The organism is Nannocystis exedens (genome assembly GCF_002343915.1).
Taxonomy (GTDB): Bacteria; Myxococcota_A; Polyangia; order Nannocystales; family Nannocystaceae; genus Nannocystis; species Nannocystis exedens.
Genome location: NZ_NETK01000001.1, coordinates 1,166,500 through 1,184,507, shown reverse-complemented (window position 1 = coordinate 1,184,507; position 18,008 = coordinate 1,166,500). Strand labels below are relative to the sequence as shown.

Annotated in this window: 11 protein-coding genes; 4 read left to right on the top strand and 7 right to left on the bottom strand. The window is 72.5% G+C overall.

Annotated features, from left to right (window positions below; translation table 11 throughout):
- Positions 1-2: 2 nt before the first annotated feature.
- A complete protein-coding gene (locus NAEX_RS04585) occupies positions 3-377 on the bottom strand; it encodes a hypothetical protein (RefSeq protein ID WP_096326302.1) in 375 nt (124 codons plus the stop codon).
- A 429-nt stretch (positions 378-806) separates the two neighbouring features.
- Between NAEX_RS04585 and NAEX_RS04580 the strand changes: the two genes are divergently transcribed.
- Positions 807-2,552 (top strand): IgGFc-binding protein, encoded by a 1,746-nt coding sequence (locus NAEX_RS04580; RefSeq protein WP_143140787.1) that lies wholly within the window; start codon positions 807-809, stop codon positions 2,550-2,552.
- Positions 2,553-2,585: 33 nt separating this feature from the next.
- Here NAEX_RS04580 and cysD read toward each other — a convergent pair whose 3' ends face one another.
- Positions 2,586-3,491: a sulfate adenylyltransferase subunit CysD gene (gene cysD, locus NAEX_RS04575; protein ID WP_096326300.1), complete on the bottom strand. Its 906-nt coding sequence runs from the start codon at positions 3,489-3,491 to the stop codon at positions 2,586-2,588.
- Positions 3,492-3,501: 10 nt separating this feature from the next.
- On the bottom strand, positions 3,502-4,479 hold the full coding sequence (locus NAEX_RS04570; RefSeq protein ID WP_096326299.1) for an FAD-dependent oxidoreductase: 978 nt from the start codon (positions 4,477-4,479) through the stop codon (positions 3,502-3,504).
- A gap of 262 nt (positions 4,480-4,741) precedes the next feature.
- Between NAEX_RS04570 and NAEX_RS04565 the strand changes: the two genes are divergently transcribed.
- Positions 4,742-6,133, top strand: a complete 1,392-nt coding sequence (locus tag NAEX_RS04565; protein WP_096326298.1) for an Ig-like domain-containing protein — start codon at positions 4,742-4,744, stop codon at positions 6,131-6,133.
- 335 nt (positions 6,134-6,468) lie between these two features.
- Positions 6,469-7,962, top strand: coding sequence for an Ig-like domain-containing protein (locus NAEX_RS04560; protein WP_143140788.1), 1,494 nt, complete (start codon positions 6,469-6,471; stop codon positions 7,960-7,962).
- Positions 7,963-8,264: 302 nt separating this feature from the next.
- Here the strand turns inward: NAEX_RS04560 and NAEX_RS04555 are convergent, their stop codons facing one another.
- The 4 genes from NAEX_RS04555 to NAEX_RS04540 all read right to left on the bottom strand — a co-directional run bounded on the left by NAEX_RS04555 (position 8,265) and on the right by NAEX_RS04540 (position 15,924).
- Positions 8,265-8,561 carry a hypothetical protein gene (locus NAEX_RS04555; protein ID WP_143140789.1) on the bottom strand — a complete coding sequence of 99 codons (297 nt, stop codon included), beginning with the start codon at positions 8,559-8,561 and terminating at the stop codon, positions 8,265-8,267.
- A 165-nt stretch (positions 8,562-8,726) separates the two neighbouring features.
- A complete protein-coding gene (gene sppA, locus NAEX_RS04550; protein WP_096326295.1) occupies positions 8,727-10,511 on the bottom strand; it encodes a signal peptide peptidase SppA in 1,785 nt (594 codons plus the stop codon).
- 67 nt (positions 10,512-10,578) lie between these two features.
- A complete protein-coding gene (locus NAEX_RS04545; RefSeq protein WP_096326294.1) occupies positions 10,579-11,265 on the bottom strand; it encodes an RNA polymerase sigma factor in 687 nt (228 codons plus the stop codon).
- A 435-nt stretch (positions 11,266-11,700) separates the two neighbouring features.
- Positions 11,701-15,924, bottom strand: a complete 4,224-nt coding sequence (locus NAEX_RS04540) for a serine/threonine-protein kinase (protein ID WP_096326293.1) — start codon at positions 15,922-15,924, stop codon at positions 11,701-11,703.
- A gap of 156 nt (positions 15,925-16,080) precedes the next feature.
- Here NAEX_RS04540 and NAEX_RS04535 point away from each other — a divergent pair, with 156 nt between their 5' ends.
- Positions 16,081-17,976, top strand: a complete 1,896-nt coding sequence (locus NAEX_RS04535; RefSeq protein ID WP_143140790.1) for a WD40 repeat domain-containing protein — start codon at positions 16,081-16,083, stop codon at positions 17,974-17,976.
- Positions 17,977-18,008: the final 32 nt, after the last annotated feature.

Here is an 18,008-nt window from a genome sequence, read left to right as displayed (position 1 = left end):
CGCTACTCCGATACCACCTGGGCCTTGGCGCCGCGGGCCTGCACGCAGGTGCGGAGGGCGTCGACGGCCCGCTGGGCCCCGGCGGTGGCGTCGATCTCGACGGTGGCGCCGGCGGCCTGCTCGGCGCACACGGCGTCGCAGGGCCGCAACGGGCCGTCGCCGCCGACGCGGCACTGCTCGCCCTGGACGACGACGCGGACCCGGTCGCCCGGCTTCGCCGACGGCTTCGCGGGCTCGCCGGCGGGCACGGCCTGGCCCGCGTCGGGGGACAACCCGAGGCCGGCGAAGCAGTCGTTGAGGTAGCCGGCGACGAGGGCGACGAGCAGCCCGAGAAAGGCGACGAAACCGGCGCGGGAGGGACGGGAACGGTCGCTCACACCGCGACGATGACCCACCGGGCCGCGCCGCGCAACCGCTGTCGCCGGGCCATGGACAGGGCCGCCGAGGCCGCAGGAGCGGCGCCAGCGGGCCGAGCGGGGGGTGATGGAGGGCCGCGGCCCGCAGGCGGCTTTCAGCCGCTCGCGAGAGCGGTGGCTGTGCTCGCAGGTGGCCCGCGGGTCGGAAGTCCTGGGAGCCCTCGACCTCGCTCGCGGCGGAGCGCGCGGACAGCAGGCGCGGAGGACGGGGCGGAGCGCGTCGGCACGGGGGCGCTTTCGGTGGGTCGCGAGCCGACGCGCGTGCGGGTTCCGGAGGGACTTGCGCCGGAGGATCCCCCGTGCGAGCGCATGCGCAGGCCGACAAGTTCGACCTGCGCTTGCGATCGCGGCCGCGATCTCCGCTAGAGTGCGGCTGTCCGGAGTGATTGCATGGTACGGGACTGCATTCGTGTTTCTTGCGGCTTGCTCGCGCTGGCGGCCTGCGGCGACAGCGGGGGCCGCGGCGCCAGCGGGTCGGCGTCGGCGACGGTGACGATCACGGGGATCACGGGCCTGCCGCCGGTCGGGACGTCGACCTCGAGCGGCGAGACGGGGACCAGCAGCGACGCGCCGACGACCAGCGGCCCGGCCACCGCGACGACCACGACCGGCGACACCGGCTCGGCCGACTCGGTCACCTCGATCGGGCTGTGTACGCCGGGCGAGCTGCAGTGCGACGGGCCGAGCGCGGTGCAGGTGTGCGCCGACGACGGGCAATCGTGGCTGCCGCCGACGCCGTGCGCGGCCGACCAGGTGTGCGACTTCGGGGTGTGCAAGTCGCTGTGCGCCAAGGCGCAAACCGACTCGTCGTCGGTCGGCTGCGAGTACTTCGCGATCGACAACAACAACGACCCGGTCGAGGCCTACGATTCGCAGCCGTACGCGGTGGTGGTGTCGAACGTCGACCCGGCCAAGACCGCCAACGTGCAGGTGCAGACCCACGACGGGGCGGCGTGGACGACGATCCAGCAGGCCCCGGTCGGCCCGAACACGCTGTTTCAATTCGACCTGCCGGACCGGCACATCGACTACACCGGGGTCAACCCGCGCGGCGCCTACAAGGTCGTCAGCGACGTGCCGATCATCGCCTATCAATTCCAGCCGATCAACGGCGAGACGTCGTACACGAGCGACGCCTCGCTGCTGCTGCCAGTCAACGTCTACGACCGATATTATTACGTGGTCGGCTGGGGCGAGACCAGCTACGGCAACGCCCAGCTCAACATCGTCGCGGCGGAGGACGCGACCACGGTGACGATCACCCCGGCGGCGCCGACCGACGCCGGCGGGCCGCTGCCGGCGTTGCCGCCGGGTCAGCCGTACACGCTGCCGCTGATGAACGAGGCCGACGTGATCCAGATCGAGTCGTCGGTCAACATGCTGTCGGGCACGTACATCACCTCGGACAAGCCGATCGGGGTGTTCTCCAACCACTGGTGCGCCAACGTCCCCAGCGCCGACACCTGCTGCTGCGATCACCTCGAGGAGCAGGTCTACGGGCTGCAGACGTGGGGCAACACCTACGTGGCGAGCCGCTTCCCGGTCCGCAACACCGGCACGCCCGAGCCGTCGTACTGGCACCTGTTCGCGGCCGAGGACGGCACGCAGGTCCACGTCGACCGCCACCCCGAGGTCACGGGGATCCCCGCCGACGACTTCAACATGACGAAGGGCCAGCTCGTCACGATGACCGTCGGCGGCACCGAGGCCAACCCCGGCGACTTCGTGGTCACCGCGAACAAGCCGATCTACTTGATGCAGTACATGTCGTCGTCGTTCAACACCAACGTCCCGGCGCTGCAGGCCGGCGACCCGGCGATGGCGCAGGCGGTGCCGCTGGCGCAGTACCGCTCGAGCTACGTGATCCTGATCCCGAGCAACTGGCTGTTCGACCGCATCGTCCTGACCAAAAAGACAGGTGCGAACATCACCCTCGACGGCGCGCCGGTGGCCCAGAACACGTTTACCACGGTCGGCGCGAGCGAGTGGGAGGTCGCGCGGGTGCCGGCCGACGACGGCGTCCACGTGCTGACCGGCGACCAGCCGTTCGGGGTGATCGTGATCGGCTACGACGAATTCGACTCGTACGCGTACCCCGGGGGGCTCGATCAGAAGCAGATCAACCCGCAGGGGTAGGCTCCGGGGACATGTCCGCGAGGACAGCTACTTTTAAAAGTAGCCCTCTTTCTTCTTCTGCTCCATGCTGCCGGCCTCGTCGTAGTCGATGAGGCGACCCTGGCGCTCGGAGTGGGTGGCGACCAGCATCTCCTCGATGATCTCGGGGACGGTGGCGGCCGGGCTCTCGATCGCGCCGGTCAGGGGGTAGCAGCCGAGGGTGCGGAAGCGGACCTTGCGGAGCGTCGGCACCTCGCCGGGCAGCAGGCGCATGCGGTCGTCGTCGACGGCGATGATCGCCCCGTTGCGCTCGATGCAGCGGCGCTCGGCGGCGAAGTAGAGCGGGGTCAGCGGGATCTGCTCGAGGTGGATGTACAGCCACACGTCGAGCTCGGTCCAGTTCGACAGCGGGAACACGCGGATGCTCTCGCCCGGGTTGACCTTGCCGTTGTAGGTGTTCCACAGCTCGGGCCGCTGGTTCTTCGGGTCCCACTGCATCTGCTTGTTGCGGAACGAGTAGACCCGCTCCTTCGCGCGGGCCTTCTCCTCGTCGCGCCGGGCCCCGCCGAAGGCCGCGTCGTAGCCGCCCTGGCGCAGCGCCTTGACCAGCGCCTGCGTCTGCATGGCGGCGCTGTACTTCGGCGTCGGCGTGTCGAACGGGTTGATGCCCTCGGCCAGCGCCTCCTCGTTGGTGTAGACGATGAGGTTCATGCCGTGGGTGGCGGCGAACCAATCGCGGTACTCGAGCAGCTCGCGGAAGTCCCAGGTGGTATTGATGTGCAGCAGCGGGAACGGCAGCGGCGCCGGATGGAACGCCTTGCGCGCGACGTGCAGCATGCAGGCCGAGTCCTTCCCGCCGCTGAACAGGAGGACCGGCCGCTCGAATTCGGCGGCGACCTCGCGGATGATGTGGATGCTCTCGGCCTCGAGCTGGCGCAGGTGGGTCAGCGTTTGCGACATGGCTTGAAGGTCAGGTTTGAAGGAGCAGGTGCGCGGCCGCCTCGGCGCAGCCCCACGAGAGGGTGACGCCGGCGCCGCCGTGGCCGTAGTTGTGGACGACGCGGCCGCCCGGGCGAGTCTCGGCCTCGAGGCGGACGGAGGGGCGCGCGGGGCGGAGGCCGACGGCGACCGAGACAATCTCGGCGCCGGCCAGCGCGGGCTCGAGGCGGGCGCAGCGGGCGATGATGCCGGGCGTGCGGGCGGGGTCGGGCGCGGTGTCCTCCTCGCGCTCGTCGGCGGTCCCGCCGAGGACGACGTCGTGGCTGCGCGGGACGATGTAGGTGATCCCGCCGCCGCTGTGCTCGTCGATCCACACGCGAGAAATGCCGGGGTTACGCACCCTCACGACCTGGCCTCGCACGGCGTAGAGCGAGGGATCGGGGGCGAGCTCGCGGGCGCCGAGGCCGGTGCAGTCGACCACGCGCGAACAGTCGCGCACGGCCTCGTCGAGGCTCGCGTAGGCGTGGACCGTCAATTCGCCGCCGGCCGCCTCGACCTGGCGCATGAGCCAGGGCAGGTAGATGCCGGTCTCGATCACGAACGAGGTGAATCGATGGCCCGCGCCGTAGCCGGGCGGGAGGTCGGCCGCGGCCACGAATTCGAAGTCGGGCAGGTCGCTGGCCCAGGCCGGCGGCGGGGCGGGCTGCGGGAACACCTCGACGGTCTCGCGGCGCAGCACGCCCGCCTCGGGGGCGCTGCGCGTCAGCTCGGCGAAGCGCGCGTAGCTGACGCGGGCCCACGGTGCCACCATCGCCTCGGGGTAGGCGCGATACGGGTACCAGAAGGCCGCGGCGACCGCCGAGGTGGTGCCGGCGACGTAGGCCTTGGCGGCCACGCGGACGCGCTGTCCGGCCCGCAGCAGGCAGAGGGCCGTCGTCAGGCCCGCGACGCCGCCGCCGAGCACGAGGACCTCGGCGGGGGTGGATTGCGCGCTCGGGCGGGCAGCCATGCGGGCGGTGAATGTAGCCGACGGGCGCGACTGCGGGCAGTGGCGGGCGGGGTGCGTCAGGCCGCAGCGCGCAGCCGCATGCGCAGCGTCACGAATCGCCAGGCTCGTGGGGGCTCGCGCCCGCTGGCCGGACGTCCGCGGGCGCAGATTCTCTGCAGCCGCCCGCCGAAATTAGCGCTTGAAGCTCGGGGGACGGTTTGCCTAGGGTGGAACTTGGACAAACCCCATGATCCTGCCGTTCGCCCTCCCTCGATCACAGTCCGTGGCGCTCGCCATCGGGGTGTGCCTGTTGAGTTCGAGCGCGGTCGCCGCGCCGATCGAGCAGCCATCGGCTGCGCCCGAAGCGCCGGAGCCGCAGGCGTGGCGGGCGACGCCGATGATTCCGCCGGCGCAAAAAGACCTCGACCTGACCGCCTGGGTGCGCGCGAGCGAGGCCGGGCACGCGCAGGCCAACGTGTTCTTCCTGAACTACGACGGCGTGACGCTGAAGCAGGGCGGGCAGGACAATTCGGCGACCAATACGACGGTGTTCGCCGAATTCGCCACCACGTATCAGCCGTACGGCGCCGGCAACAAGCGGGCCGCGTCGCTGCAGGCGGTCAAGTCCGACTGGGCCAAGTACGACGTGACGATCACCGACGTGCGGCCGAACGGCGGGCTCTACACGATGTGCGTCAATTCGCCGACGAATGTGTTCGGCGGCGGGGTGCTCGGGGTGGCGCCGCTCGATTGCAACGACAACATGGCGGCCAACATCGTGCTCGCGTTCCACAGCGCGAACGATCAGTTCTCGGCGGCGACCCAGGCGACGACGATGAGCCAGGAGATCGCCCACGCGTACGGGCTCGAGCACGTCAACGAGCCGAACGACATCATGAACCCGTACAACGCGGGCGGCGACCCGAGCTTCCTCGACAACTGCCTGAACCTCGACGGCGGCGGCAACCCGATCCAGTGCGGGGCGCAGCACAGCCAGTTCTGCGGCAACAACCAGCAGAACTCGCACCAGGAGCTGCTGTGGCTGTTCGGCAGCGCGACGCCCGATCCGACGCCGCCGACGGTGGTGATCACGAGCCCGAAGAACGGCGATCAATTCCCGGCGCCGGCGACGATCACGATCACCGCCGAGGCCACCGACAACGTCGGGGTCGCCGAGGTCAATCTCTACATCGACGGCATGAATCAAGGCGCGCCCGATTCGACGCCGCCCTATCAATGGGCCGACGCGACCTTCCCCGAGGGCACCTATTGCGTGGCGGCCGAGGCGAAGGACGACGAGCCCAATTCGGCGATGTCGCCCGAGGTCTGCTTCACCGTGGTGAAGCAGAACGAGGGCACCACGACCGGGCCGTCGACCACCAGCACCAGCGGCGAGCCCGATCCGACCACCGGGGAGCTGCCGACCACCAGCGGCGGCGAGACCGGCAACCTCGAGACCGGTGAGCCCGAGCCCGAGCCCGAGCCCGAGGACAGCGACAGCGGCAACGGCGACGAGGGCGGGCTGCCGTCGCCCGACACCTCGGCGCTGCCGCCCGGGTTCGGCCAGGACGGCGGCGACGAGGGCTGCGGCTGCGCCCAGCCGGCGCGGCCGGGGACCGCGGGGCTGGCCCTGCTGGTGATGCTCGGGCTGGTCCGGCGGCGCCGGCGCGGCTGAGTCGGCCGGGGGCGCGGAGGGAGGGCCTGCTGCGCGCGGCGCGGCGGGCCCTTTCTCGTGGCGGTGAGGCGCGAATTCGCGCAGAGCTCGCACGGAACGTTGTCAACGCGCGCGGAGCGCGTAGACTGTGCGAGAAATGCGGTGCGCGGCGGGCGGTGCGCAAGAATTTGCGCAGGCTCACGCCGAGAGCCCAATTCCCTCCAACATGGGTCGGGGGCCCGCGGAGGGCCGGCGGAATGTCCGCACTGCGCGAATCGTCGCTGGGCCGGTGAAAATAAGGCTTGAAGGCGGTGGCATGGATTGCCTATTGGGAATGTCGTACCGGAGTGAGGCACATGACATTCACCACCGACCGCCGTGCGCGCATTGTCGTCCTGTCGCTCGCGACCTGTCTCTTGAGCAATGCTGCGGGTGCGGCGCCGTATGTGCAATCCCCCGCGGCGGAGGCGACGCCCGAGCCGGAGCCGGCGGGCGTCCGGGCCGCGCCGCTGTCGCCGCCGGCGACGCAGGGGACCACGCGGATCAAGGCGAACGTGCCGCCGAGCGCCGCGGGGCAGGCGCAGACGAACGTGTTCTTCCTGAACTACGACGGCGTGACGCTGAAGCACACCGGCAAGGACGACGCCAAGGACGACGAGACGGCGTTCGCGGAGTTCGAGGGGGACTACCAGCCGTACGGCGAGGGCAGCAAGCGCGCGGCCTCGCTGCAGGCGGTCAAGGCCGACTGGGCCAAGTACAAGGTGGTGATCACCGACGAGCGGCCGCAGGAGGGCGAATACACGATGTGCGTCAATTCGCCGACCAACGTGATCGGCCCCGGCGTGCTCGGGGTGGCGATGCTCGACTGCGAGGACGCGAAGGTCGCGTCGAACGTCGTCCTCGCGTTCCACAGCGCCAAGGACAAGTACTCGGCGTCGACCCAGGCGACGACGATGAGCCAGGAGATCGCCCACGCGTACGGGCTCGAGCACGTCAACGAGCCCGACGACATCATGAACCCCTACAACGCCGGCGGCGACCCGAGCTTCCGCGACGAGTGCCTCAAGCTCGACACCAACGTGCCGGTCCGCTGCGGCGACCAGCACAAGCAGTTCTGCGCCAAGGGCCAGAACTCGCACGCCGAGCTGATGTGGCTGTTCGGCGCCAACGAGCCCGACCCGACCCCGCCGACGGTGGCGATCACGAGCCCGCAGGACGGCCAGGAGTTCACCGCGCCGGCGCAGGTGACGATCACGGTCGAGGCCAGCGACAACGTCGGCGTGGCCCAGGTCGACCTCTACGTCGACGGCGTCAACCAGGACGCGCCGCTGACGACGCCGCCGTACGAGTGGAAGGACGCGACGTTCCCCGAGGGCACGTACTGCCTGACCGCGGAGGCGCGCGACGACGAGCCCAACCTGGTGATGTCCGACCCGGTGTGCTTCACCGTGGTCGCGCAGAGCGAGCCGGGCGAGGGCGAGACCGGCGAGGGCGAGACCGGCGAGGCGCCGAACGACAGCACCGGCGGGCCGATGCCCGGCGGCGAGCCCGGGGCAGAGACCGGCGAGAGCGAGCCGCAGGGCGGCGAGACCACCGGCGCGCCGGCGACCTCCGGCGATTCGCAGGGCGAGGGCGACAGCGACTCGGGTGATTCGCCCGGGGACGATTCGACAGGGGCAGATCCGACCGCCGGCGGACCTGTCATCCCGCCGGGCCCGCTGCTCCCGCCGGGGTGGGGCCAGCAGGACAGCGACGACGGCTGCGGCTGCTCCCAGCAAACGGGCTCCGGCGCGGCCGGGCTGGTGGCGCTGCTCGGGATGTTCGCGATCGGGCGCCGGCGCCGGCGCTGAGCTGTCCGGAGGGACAGGCGCGAGTTTCCGCCGTCCTGAAGGGTAGGCCCGGCGAGCGGGCTGCATCGACGGACCTACCCTTCAGGCCGGTCATTCTTCGGCCATGGATTGCTGTCCTGAGGGACAGGCGAAAATTCTAGCCGTCCTGAAGGGTATGCCCGGCGAGCGGGCTGCATCGACGACATACCCTTCAGGACGGTCCTTTCTATAACATATACGAATGGAGGCTTGCTGCCCCGAAGGACAGGTCCGCCGCGCGCACGGCGATCCCGGGCTTCGGGGCGGCTCTTTGCCGCTCGAGGTCAGCCCGCGTCGGCGAAGTCGGCGGCGCAGGCCTCCTGCTTGGCGGCCAGGCAAGCGACGTGGCAAGCCTCGTCGAGCGCGGCGTAGCAGCCGAGCGGGTGCGGGCAGACGTCCCAGGTGCAGCGGTCCCCACAGTCGGTGGCGCAGTCCGTCACCACGGGCGGTCCGTCCTTCGGCAGGTCGCGGCCCGGCTCCGCCGCGGGCGCGTCGTCAGGTGGAGCGAGGGGCAGGTCGGGCGCGAGCGCGGCGAACAGTCCGAGCAGCGCGGACCCGGTGAAGGCGATGAAGGCCGACATGTACATCCACTCCTGTTCGGTTCGCCCCGGCCCATCGCCGGGGACGATCGAACCCTACGCGCCGCGGTGGTCGGCGCAAGCAGGCGGCCCGACGAAACCGAGCTGTCCCGCGGGACAGCTCGGTTCGCGTTCGGGATGTTCTGGGGAACTGTCCCGAAGGACAGCTCACTCGCCGACGGCGACGGGCAGGGTGCTGATCACGCCGTGGGCGCCGGGGCCGAGGCCGAGGGCGCGCAGCTCGGCGGCCACCGGGCGCAGCTCGTCGACCAGGCCGATGGCGAGCTGGACCCGGGCCGCGACCGACTCGCTGTTGTCGCCGTCGCCGCCGAAGAGCGAGCCGAGCAGGCCCTTGTCCTCGGGGTAGACCTTGAGCTCGATGTCGGCGTCGGCGGCGAGGCCGACCGACTCGCGGGCCAGGCGGAGGGCGACCGGCCAGCCGCCGAGCTCGTCGACGAGGCCGAGCTGCTTGGCGTCGGCGCCGGTCCAGATCCGGCCCTTGGCGACCTCGCGGACCTTCTCGATCGGCAGGCCGCGGCCCTCGGCGACCTTGGTGGTGAAGTCGACGTAGACGCGGTCGAGCCAGGCCTGGAAGCGCTGCCAGCCGTGGGCGCTGTAGTCGTGGGTGTCGCTGAAATAGTCGCTGTTGGCCGAGCTGCCGATCGCGTCGTAGGTGACGCCGAGGCGCTCGAACAGCTGGCGGGTGATCATCTTGCCGCCGAGCACGCCGATCGAGCCGGTGATCGTGCCGGGCTGGGCGACGATCTTGGTCGCGTGCATGGCGACGAAGTAGCCGCCGGAGCCGGCGACGTTGCCCATGCTGACGATCAGCGGCTTGCCAGCTTGCTTGGCCCGCACGGTCTCGCGCCAGATCGCGTCGGAGGCGACGTACGAGCCGCCGGGGCTGTCGACGCGGAACACGATCGCCTTGACCTCGGGGTCGTCGACGGCGGCGCGCAAGGCCGCGGCCACGGTGTCGGAGCCCATGGTGCCCTCGCGGAACAGCGGGTCGAAGCTGCTCTCGCCGCGGGCGACCGGGCCGATGCCGTAGACGACGGCGATCCGGGCGCCGCGGGCCCACGGGCTGCCGGCGCGCTCGAGGTAGCGGTCGTGCCACAGCAGCTCGGCGCCGTCGCCGGCGCGGGCCTTGACGGCGGCCATGACCTCGTCGCGGTAGCCGAGCTTGTCGACCAGGCCCTCCGCGAGCGCCTCGGGGCCGAGGAACGGCCCGCGGTCGACCAGCGCGCGCACGGTCTCGGGCGCGAGCTTGCGGCCGTCGGCGATGCCGGCGACGAGCTGCTCGAACATGCTCTTGAGGACAGCCTGGCTGGCCTCCTTGTGCGCCGGGGTGTAGGCCCGCTCGGTGTACTGATTGAGCGCGTTCTTGTACTCGTGGCGGTGGTCCATGCGGACCGCGATGTCGAGCTTGTCGAGCGCGCCGCGGAAGAACATGCCCTGCATCATCAGGCCGTTGAGGCCGACGTCGCCGGAGGGCTGCAGCCAGATCTCGTCGAACGCGGTCGCGAGGTAGTAGCCCTGGTTGCCCGGCCCGAACTCGCCGAAGGTCTCGGAGAAGGCGACCGCGAACTTGCCGCTGGCGCGGAAGCCGGCGATCGCGTCGCGCAGCTCCTGGGTGCGGGCGAAGCCGGAGCCGGCGCCGCCGACGTGGGCGACCAGGCCGGCCACGCGGTCGTCGGTCTTCGCCCTCTCGAGCGCGGCCACGAGGTCGTCGACCGTCGGGCCGCCGCCGCCGAGCGCGCGCGCGACCGGGTCGCCCGCCTCGTGCTCGACGAAGGGCCGCTCGAAGTCGATCTCGAGCACGGTCTTCGCCGGCACGCCGGGCCCGCCGCAGGCGCAGCGCATCGACACGGTGAAGAGCGCCAGCAGGGCGACAGCGGTGGACAGGACGCCGATGACGGCGAAGAACCGGAGGGTGCGGGACGGTCGAGTCATGCCGATGTCGCTACGAGTGCCGGACCGCGGCGGACCGCGCGGTCGAAGAGCGCCGGGGGCGCCGAACTCAGGTGGCCGCGGCGGCCCCCGACGGCGGTTCGTCGTCGTTGTCGTCCTTGGCCGTCATGCGTGAGACCGCCGCGCCCTCGCGCAGAGTTTCACCGAGCTGCTTGGCCCAGCCGTCGAGGTCGCCCATGGTGCTCTCGAGCTGGGTCTTGCTGAGCGTGATCGACTCCATGATCTCGCGCAGCATCTCCTTGGCCCGCCGCAGCCGGCTCTTGACGGTGCCGGACGGGATCTCGAGCACGGTCGCGACCTCGGTGGCGGACATGTTCTCCCAGTAGTGCAGCTCGAGCGCGATCTGCAGGTCGATCGGCAGCCGACGCAGCGCCTCGTGCAGCAGCTTCTGCTCGTTGTGCTTGGCGACGACGGTGCTCGGCGAGGGGTCGAGGTCGAAGAACGACTTCGACTCGATGTCCAGCTCGTTGTTGAGCTTGCGCCGGCGCCGGTAATGGGCCAGCAGCTCGAGCCGGGCGACGCCGAACAGGTACGTGCGGAAGGTGGAGGCGCCGCGGAAGCGGTCGCGGGTCTCGACGCACGCGAGCAGGGTCCGCTGCATGACCTCGTCGGTGTCGTCGCCGACCTTGTTGCGCAAGAACCGGTGGATGCTCTCGAAGTGGCGGTCGAACAGCTTGCTGCCGGCCTGCAGGTCGCCGCCCCGCCAGGCGTCGAGGAGCTCGAAGTCGTCGGACATCCCTGCGACGGTAGCACGGCGAGGCGGCGGCTTCGGCGGAGCGGGCGCGTAGAGCCGGATCACGCGCGCCCACGGGGGAGAAGCCGGCGCAGGCGCACGCGTCCGCAGGACCGCCGGGGCGCGTCGCCGCGGGCTGGCCGCAAAACGAGCGGAGACGTGAGGTCTGCGGCATCGGCAAGTCCGCGGTCTGCAGCGTCGGAGGGCCAGGACCAGGCGGCGCTCGGGCGGCCTTCGGGGGACTGCGCGAGGGCTTCGGTGCGCATGCAAGCTCGGGCGGGCCATGACGGACGCGCTGGGCAGCACGGGCTCGCGGCCGAGCGCGGGGTGAAGACGAAAGAGGTGCGGGCGGCCGCGGTGGCTCGGGCAAGGGCGAAGCGGGGCTCGACGCCGAGCGGGTGCGAGGACGAAAGAGGTGCGGGGGGCCGCGGTGGTGGTTCACCCGGGCAGCGCCGGCGCGACGAGGGCGGCGAAGCCGTCGGGGTGCTCGACGCCGAGCGGGTGCGGGGCGCGGCAGCCACCGCGGTGGTTCACGCGGGCAGCGCCGGCGCGACGAGGGCGGCGAAGCAGTCGGGGTGCTCGACGCCGAGCGGGTGCGGGGCGCGGCAGCCACCGCGGTGGTTCACGCGGGCAGCGCCGGCGCGACCAGGGCGGCGAAGCAGTCGGGGTGCTCGACGCCGAGCGCTCGGAGGGCGCCGCGCGGGACCTCGCCGCTGCGACCGGCCAGCCGGGCCAGGCGCAGCTCGGCGGCGGCCTGGTGCGCGGCCATGCCGGCGGCCGCGAACGCGTCGGCGGCGGTTTGCAGCGAGGTGTGCGCGGCGCCGAGATCGCCGGCGAGGTGGCGCAGGCCGGCGCGGAGGAGGGCGGCGTGGCCGAGGGCGCCGTCGCGCTGGAGGCTGTCGGCGGCGCGCTCGACCGCCCGGCGCATGGCCTCGCGGGCCGCGACGGGGGGCCGGCGGCGAGGGCGGCGAGGGCGGCGAGGGCGGCGCGGCCGGTCAGCTCGGTGGCCTGGATCCGCAGCGGCAGCAGGTTCGCCAGGCCGCTGCGCGCCAGCGCCGGCCCCGCCGCCTCGACCCTGGCCCAGGCGGCGCCCGGGTCGCCGGCAGCGAGCAGCGCGTGGACCTCGGCGCCGAGGATCTGGAGGTGCTGCATGTGGAAGGCGCGCGGGTCGGCGGCCGGCCAGGCGGCCGCGCTCTCGGCCGCCAGCGCCTGCGCGCCGACCGGGTCGCCGTCGACCGCGGCCAGCCAGGCGGCCAACGAGGCGCAGGCGACGTGCGCGGTTCGGTCGTCGGCGAAGCGGGCCGACGTCAGCAGGGCCGGGACCTCCTCGAGCAGCACGTCGTAGCGGCCGAGGTGCGTCAGCGCGCGGAACTGACACAGCCGCGCCAGGGTCGACAGGCCGGGCAGCTCGGGCGCGTGCAGGGTGCCGGCGCGCAGCAGCGGTCCGGCGAGCGCCAGCGCGCGCGTCGGCGAGCCGCCGGCGGTCTCGGCCAGCAGGTCGACCAGGTCGCACAGGTCGGCGATGCCGGCGGCCCCGGTGGAGCGGGCGAGGGCGCGCGCGGAGGCGAGGAGCGGGTCGATCTGGGCGCGCGCTCTCGCCCCGCCGGGCGCCAGCAGGCAGGCCTCGAGCGCGAACGCGCGCGCGACCCGGCGCTTCTCGCCGGTCCGCAGGGCCAGCAGGAGGTGGCGCGCCTGGGCGTCGGCGGCGGCGCCGGGGTCGACGACCAGGGTCGAGAGCGCGGCGGCGAAGCAGAGGTCGACCCGCGCGAGCTCCATGCGGTCGATGTCGGCCTCGGCGCGGGCGGTGAAGTCGAGGCCGCGGACCATCTTCTGGCCGCGCCGCCACAGCGCGCCGAGCCTGTCGCGCATCGAGGTGTCGCCGGAGGACAGGCCGGCCGACACGAGGGCGGCGGTCAGGATCTCCTGGCCGCGGGCGAGGTGGCCGGCGGTGATGAACTGGGCCGCGGCGGCGCCGACGAGCGCGAGGTCGCCGGCCGGGTCGCCGCCGCTGCGGGCCGAGAGGTAGGCCTCGGCGGCCTCGCGGCTGTGACCGGCGCGCGCGAGCGTGTCACCGAGCTCGCGCGCGAGCGCCGGGGCGGCGCCGGGCGGGGCGAGGTCGCGGGCGACGCGGAGGAAGGCGGCGGCGCGCAGGAAGTCGTCCGCCTCGCGGAAGAAGCCGGCCGCGCGGCGGGCCAGGGCCAGCGCGCGGGCGGTATCGCCGGCGGCGCGCAGGTGCTCGATGAGCGCGAACGGATCGGTCTGCGGGTCGCGCTCGAGCGCGGCGGCGAGGCGGCCGTGGAGCTCGCGCAGCGCCGGGCCGTCGAGGCGGATCAGCACCGCGTCGCGGGTGCGCTCGTGCTGCACGTCGAGCACGAGCTCGCCCTGTTCGCCGAGCAGGTCGGAGCCGGCGGCGGTGAAGCTGCGGACCAGGCCGGCGGCCTGGAGCTGGTGGAGGTCGGCGAGCCCGGTGTTGCCGGCGCCCGCGGTGGTGCCCGCGACCGCGAACGCGACCGCCTGGGCCAGCGGGCGCCCGGCGACCGCGAGCACCTCGAGCAGGCGCCGCTGGGTCGAGGTGAGGCGGGAGATCCGGATCTCGATCAGCTCGTCGAGCGTCACCTCGGGCGCGCTGCCGGCCCCGTGGGCGACGAAGCGCGCCAGCTCGTGCAAGAGCTGCGGGCTGCCCCCGGCCTCGGCCGCGACCCGGCGCAGCCGCTGCGGCGGGGTGTCGGGCCCGAGCAGGATCTCGGCCAGCGCGTCGGTCTCGTCGGGCGAGAGCGGCGGCAGCTCGAGCACCTGAACCGAAGACCCTGCCTGTTCGACCATGTCCTTCAGGACATCCAGGGCGCGCAGCGCCGGGCTGTCGCTGTCCTCGCTGCGGTAGCTGGCGATCAGCAGGGCGCGCGGCGCCTGCGGCGGGCGCAGCAGCTCGGCCAGCACGCGCACGCTGTCGGCGTCGCCCCACTGCAGGTCGTCGATCCACAGCACCAGCGGGCGGCGGGCGCCGAGGCCGACCAGCAGCCGCCGCAGGGCGCGGAAGGCCGGGGCGTCGGGGCGCAGCGCGGCCCGCAGATCGCGCCGGGTGGGGATGGCGGAAGGGACAGGTGTGACGGCGGCCACGGCCGGGGCCTGGTGGAGCACCGGGAACAGCGCGACCAGCGAATCGATCTCGGGCGGGAGGACGGCCGCGACCTCGGCCTCGTCGCGCTGGCGCAGCTGGCGGGCCAGCGCGTCGACCAGGCTGTCGAGCGCCTTGTACGGGACGGTGTCGCGCTCGTAACAGCGCGCGCGCAGCAGCGCGGCGCGGTGGCGCAGGCCGTCGGTGACGTGGCGGATCAGCGCGCTCTTGCCGAGGCCCGCGCGGCCGTGCACGAGCACCACCGCCGGGCCCGACTCGGCCGGCTGGGCGATCGCGGGGGCGGCGGGCGGCTCGGCGCTCGCGGGGGCGGCGTCGGACGGGCGGGCGACCGCGGGCGCGGCGGGCGGCTCGGCGCTCGCGGGGGCGGCGTCGGCCGGACGGGCGACCGCGGGCGCGACGTCTGCCGGCCCACGGTCCGCCAGGGCGAGATTCGTCGGCCAGGCGACGGGCGCGGCGTCGGGCGGCTCGGCGGTCGCGACGTCGGGCGGCGCCGCGGTCGCGGGGTGTTCGATGGCGTCGAAGGCGAGCCGGAGCGCGCGCACGTGGGCGGCGCGGCCGACGAAGCTGCGCGCGCCGACGTGGGTGGCCGCGGGCGACAAGTAGGCGGCGGCCTGGACGCGCTGCAGGTGGCTGCGGTCGCTGTGGAACAGCGACATCAGCTCGGAGGCGCCGGGCCTGACCTTGGGGTCAGGTTGGAGCAGGCGCACGCAGACGACGTCGAGTTCGTCGGGGATGCCGGCGACCAGGGTGCGCGGGGGCGGGGGCGGGCCCTGCTGCTTGCGCTCCATCATGCGCGCCAGGTTCTCGCCGGAGTAGGGCACGCGGCCGGTGAGGGCCATGTAGAGGGTGGCGCCGACGCTGTACCAGTCGCTCGCGGGCGTGCGCGCGCCGCCGACCGCCTGCTCCGGGGCCATGTACGCCGGCGTGCCGACCACGAGGCTGCCGGCCGTCGACTCGAGCGTGCCCACGGTCTCCTCGCCGACGAAGCCGAAGTCCATGAGGACGACGCGCCCCTCGGGGGTGACCATGACGTTGGTCGGCTTGATGTCGCGGTGCAGCTTGTGGCTCTGGTGGAGCGCGAATACGCCGTCGACGAGCTGGGCGAACACGGCCCGCAGGCGGGCGAAGTCGGTGACGGGAGTCGCGGTCGGCGCCTCGGGGGCGGCCTCCACGCCCCACAGATACGTGAGCAGCGGCGAGCCCCGGATGAGCTCCATCGTGAAGAAGTACTGCTCGTGGTCGCGATACATCTTGTGCAGCTCGACCAGGTTCGGGTGCGACAGCCGCGACAGGGCCCGGAATTCGCGCTTGAAGAGCGCCAGTGCGCGCGCGCTCGGGGCCCGCAGCGTCTTGAGCGCCACGTTCTCGCCGCGACGGGGGTCGAAGGCCTCATACACGATGCCCATCGCCCCGGAGCCGAGCACTTTGATGATCTCGAAGTTGCCGAGGAGCACCGGCTGGTGCGGCTGCTTGAACACCGCGGCGCGCATCAAGGCGCGCAGTCTGTCCGCCTCGAGGTCGGCCACGCCTGCGCAAGCACCTTAGCACGGGACCGCAAACGCCGGGGGCGGGGAGTTGCCGAGGTCCCCAGCGAGGCCGCGCCGAGGGGTTTCCCCGCCTGTGCGCGCGAGGGGTCTGTGATACGGCTGGCCCAAAGAGATTCCTTGGAAAGGCAGGTGACGATGAAAAGCCGCGACAAGGCGACGAAGCCGTGGCGGAAATTACTTCTGGTGAGTGCGTGCGCGGCGATTCCCGCCGCGTGCGGCGACGACGGCGGCCGCGGCACGGCGAGCGCGGGCCCCACCTCGGCGCCGACCGGGATCGCGTCGACGACCGCGTCGGAGTCGGAGTCGGACGGTACCGCGACCGACGCGCCCACCGGCACCGACGGCACCGACGGCGCGACCTCGACCACCGAAGCGCCGACCACCACCGGCGCGCCCGCAGGGTGCAACACCCTGACCGTCGACCCGCCCGAGGCGACGATCATCATCGACAACGGCACGCACGCGCCCGTCCAGCTCAACGCGCTGTGTGACGGCCAGCCGGTGACCGCGACCTGGTCGGCCGACGCCAGCTACATCGCGTCGGTCGACGAGAAAGGCCTCGTCGAGGCCGGCGGCCAGTACGGCGGCCAGCTCGTGGTCGAGGCGCTGCACGGCAACAAGACCGCCGAGGCGACCGTCAGCGTGTTCCTCAAGGTCGACCTCATCCCGCCCGAGATCACCGAGGCCGACAAGCAGATCCTCGACGGCGCGACGCAGCCCGACACCGCGGTGCTGTCGTACCCGTACGACGGCACCGTGTTCCCCAAGGGCCTGCAGCCGGCCGAGCTGATGTGGCACGGCTCGACCCCGGGTGACAAGTACCTGGTCCGCTACAGCGGTCAGTTCGTCGACGTCAAGATCTACACGCTGGCCGAGCCGCCGTCGCGGCACACGATCACCAAGCCGCTGTGGGTCCAGATCTCCGAGTCGAGCTCGGGCCTGCCGCTCTACCTCGACGTGCATCGCATGCCGGCCGGGCAGCAGGCCGCCTACGTGCTCGCCGACGACACGTGGACGATCGCGTCCGAGCCGCTGATCGGCTCGGTGTACTACTGGGCCAACAGCCTCGGCCGCGTGCTCCGCATCAACCCCGGCGCCGACGCGCCCGAGGACTTCCTGCTCGCCGGCGGTCAGGACGGCTGCAGCACCTGCCACTCGGCCTCGGCCGACGGCACGCGGCTCATCATCGGCGGCGACATCAACGTGTCGACGTGGGACCTCGTCAACAACACGCCGGTGTTCTCGACCGCCAACATCGGCGTCCCGGTGCGCAGCTGGGCGATGTCGGCGATCTCGCCCGACGGCACGGTGGTGATCGAAAACGGCGAGACCAACCTCCCGGGCCCGCCGGGCGGCCAGCCCGGCATGTGGGACGCGACCACCGGCGCCAAGCTGATGGGCACCGGCATCGACGACCTCGTCCTCAACATGCCGGCGTTCTCGTCCGACGGGCGCAAGATCGCCTACGTCGACCACACGACGCTGTCGCTGATGGCGCTCGACTACGACGCCGTCAACCGCACCGCCGGCAACCCGGTCAAGCTGGTCGACCCCGGCGCCGACCCGGCGCTCAACGGCATCATCTTCCCGAGCGTGACGCCCGACGGGCGCTACGTCATCTACCACCGCGGCGCCTACCCGGCGATGCTCGACACCCGCAACGGCACGTCGGACATGTTCCTCGCCAGCATCGACGAGCCGGGCGTGGAGATCCGGCTGCGCGCCGGCAACGGCGACGACTACCCGTTCTACGCCGGCGACCGCGACCGCCACTGGAACTACGAGCCGACCTTCGCGCCGCGCAGCTCCGGCGGCTATCACTGGGCCGTGTTCACCTCGCGCCGCACCTTCGGCAACAAGCTCGAGGGCAACAAGGACCAGGTCAAGCAGCTGTGGGTGGTCGCCATCGACGAGAACCCGCAGCCGGGCGTCGACCCGAGCCACCCGGCGTTCTGGCTGCACGGCCAGGACGTGAACACGCTCAACATGCGCGGCTTCTGGGTCCACAAGAACGACGACCCGGGCGGCTGAGTTCGCAGCGCCGGGCTCGTGTCCGCTCGGCC

Coding starts and splice junctions, on each gene's coding strand:
- NAEX_RS04580 (WP_143140787.1), top strand. CDS start 807: ATGGTACGGGACTGCATTCGTGTTTCTTGCGGCTTGCTCGCGCTGGCG.
- cysD (WP_096326300.1), bottom strand. CDS start 3,491: ATGTCGCAAACGCTGACCCACCTGCGCCAGCTCGAGGCCGAGAGCATC.
- NAEX_RS04570 (WP_096326299.1), bottom strand. CDS start 4,479: ATGGCTGCCCGCCCGAGCGCGCAATCCACCCCCGCCGAGGTCCTCGTG.
- NAEX_RS04560 (WP_143140788.1), top strand. CDS start 6,469: ATGACATTCACCACCGACCGCCGTGCGCGCATTGTCGTCCTGTCGCTC.
- NAEX_RS04555 (WP_143140789.1), bottom strand. CDS start 8,561: ATGTCGGCCTTCATCGCCTTCACCGGGTCCGCGCTGCTCGGACTGTTC.
- sppA (WP_096326295.1), bottom strand. CDS start 10,511: ATGACTCGACCGTCCCGCACCCTCCGGTTCTTCGCCGTCATCGGCGTC.
- NAEX_RS04545 (WP_096326294.1), bottom strand. CDS start 11,265: ATGTCCGACGACTTCGAGCTCCTCGACGCCTGGCGGGGCGGCGACCTG.
- NAEX_RS04535 (WP_143140790.1), top strand. CDS start 16,081: ATGAAAAGCCGCGACAAGGCGACGAAGCCGTGGCGGAAATTACTTCTG.